The sequence below is a fragment of the Citrobacter sp. S55_ASV_140 genome, assembly GCF_018919505.1.
Taxonomy (GTDB): domain Bacteria; phylum Pseudomonadota; class Gammaproteobacteria; order Enterobacterales; family Enterobacteriaceae; genus Citrobacter; species Citrobacter werkmanii.
The window spans coordinates 1-2,550 of the sequence record NZ_JAHLQZ010000325.1 but is presented as its reverse complement, the minus strand read 5'-3'; the positions used below and the strand labels follow the sequence as shown (position 1 = coordinate 2,550).

The following is a 2,550-nucleotide window of genomic DNA, read 5'->3' as shown; positions in this document are numbered from 1 at the left end:
GTCTTCACCCAGCCAGTTAGATTTGTAATCAAGCAGGTAATAACGCCCCTGATGACGAAACACCAGGTCAATAAACCCTTTTAGCATGCCGCGTACCTGCATAAAATCCAACGCAGAGCAGCCCGCTGAGAGCGGATCGTATTTACGGATCAACGCATCAAGTCGGCTGGCCATCAGCGGCTGTGAAATCGGCAGATAAAACTCCATCTCCACCTGTTTTTCACGGGCGGAAAGTTGGCTCAAACTGACGCCCGTCTCGTTAAGAGGCGCCTGCAAAATGACGTCCAGCCATGCGGTCAAAACCGGCGTCCAATGCGCGTCATAACCGCCCAAGGCCAGTTTTTCCTCGACCCAATGCGGATCTACCGGTTGGGTAAAATCAAGGTCCTCAAACAGGCTATGCAAAAACGTGCCCGGCGAGGCGCCGCGCGGAAATTGATGCGGGGTGAGTCCTGACTCCGCAATGACCTCGCCAACGCCTGCGGCATCAACATCCAGGCGCGGGATCAGATCCTGCGCGATTCCATGTCCGCGCTGTTGCAGGCCGGAATAACTGGTCACGCGCCAGCCATCGCCGGGGGTGCGTTGCAATGTTCTCGCACTCAATGTGGCGCTGACCGGCTGTGCAACCTGCCAGCGCTCACCGTCAGGTTGACCTGGCGTCAGGCAGGCAATATCGTCGCAACCCAGTGCGTCAATCGCGCCACGCAGTCCCACGGCATCCATTGGCTCACCTTTTTGCAACAGACGACCAAGAGCGCTCTGATGCACATCGGTATCCCCTTTTTTATCGCCTCGACGACGTATCAACGGCGCAACGCCAAGGCTGCAGTGCCATACCGAACGGGTTAGCGCAACGTAGAGCAAGCGCAGGTCTTCCGCCAGGCGTTCAGCCTCTGCCAGCTCAACGCTCTCCCTGGCGTCACTGAGGTCCAGTACCGCTTCAAAGGAGCTGCGATCGTGGTAGAACGCCTGATCCTGGACGCGGAAATTCGTGATAAACGGCAGCCAGACCAGCGGGTATTCCAGCCCTTTCGATTTATGAATGGTCACGATTTGTACCAGATGCTTGTCGCTTTCCAGTCTGAGCTGCTGGCTGGACGCATTGCTGTCCGGTTCAAGAATATGCTGGGACAACCAGCGCACCAGCGCATGCTCGCTTTCCAGTTGCGATCCCGCTTCCTGGAGCAGTTCGCTGATATGTAAAATATCGGTCAGACGGCGTTCGCCCCCTGCCGTCGCCAGCAGGTTTTCCGCAATCTGGCGATTTGTCATCAGCGCACGCAGCATCGGCATGACGCCGCGTTTATGCCAGATTTGACGATAGCCGTCGAATTCTTCAACTACCGCATCCCAGGCATTCTCATCGTTATTTAATGCTTCAATATCCTGCGCATTCAGCCCCATCATTGAGGTCGCCAGCGCGCTACGCAGTGTGTTTTCCCGTTCCGGCGTCATCACCGCTTGCAGCATCCACAGCAATTCCTGCGCTTCCAGCGTTTCAAATACGCTGTCACGGTTGGAAAGGTAGACGGAGGGAATCGCCAGTTGCGTCAGGGCATCGCGGACCAGCGCCGCCTCCTGGCGGCTACGAACCAGTACGCTGATGTCTGAGGCGCGTACCGGCCTGGATGCTTTACCGCTGACCAGTTGCGCATCACCAGAGTGTCCGGCCTTCAGCCAGTCGCGAATTTGCGTCGCGCACACCTGCGCCATGTAGTTCTGGTAGTCGCCTACGCCACAACTTTCCCCTTCCATCAGCCACATACTCATTGCGGGCTGCGTTTCACCATGTAAAACAAACCGCAGCGACTGGTTTTTCTCTGCAAATTTTACCGGGCTAAAGGGGATTTCGCGGAACATAAAGGCGTCGTCCATCTGGCTGAAAAGCGTATTCACGCTATTGACCATGCCGGGGGCAGAACGCCAGTTGGTATCGAGCGTATAGTGTGCGCTGACTTCGCTGCGCGCCTTCATATAGGTGAAAATATCCGCGCCGCGAAACGCATAAATAGCCTGTTTGGGATCGCCAATCAACAGCAGCGCGGTCTCTGGCTGATGCTGCCAGATCCGGCGGAATATGCGGTACTGCTGCGGATCGGTATCCTGAAATTCATCGATCATCGCGACCGGGAAACGGGTACGGATAGCCGCCGCCAGCGCATCGCCGCTGTCACTGCGCAACGCCGCATCCAGACGGCTGAGCATATCGTCAAAGCCAAGCTCGCCGCGTCGACGCTTCTCCTCAGCAACAGCGGAACGGATCTCCGCCAGCGCCCGGGTGATCACCAGATCGCGGAGAGTTAACGGTTCGCTAAGTAGTTCATCAATGGCGACGAAAAGCGGGTGCTGAGGCGTTACGCCCCCCGCTTTGGTGCGCTCTTGCAGAAAACGCTGTGAGAATTTCTCCAGCGCGTCAGGAAGCTGGTAACTCTGGGTTTCTTCCTGTGCCCATGCGCTGATCTTTTCGATCCACTTGCTCTGGTTACCGCGATTGAATTTACGTCGGTCGATCCCTGAGGCTTCCAGCAGCCCGTCCAGCTCATCAAC

General features: G+C 56.7%; 1 protein-coding gene. It reads right to left on the bottom strand.

Features of this window, described 5'->3' with window-relative positions; genetic code table 11:
• Positions 1-2,550: exodeoxyribonuclease V subunit beta (gene recB / locus KQJ18_RS23225; RefSeq protein ID WP_216422861.1), on the bottom strand; the 2,550-nt coding region annotated here is incomplete at both ends.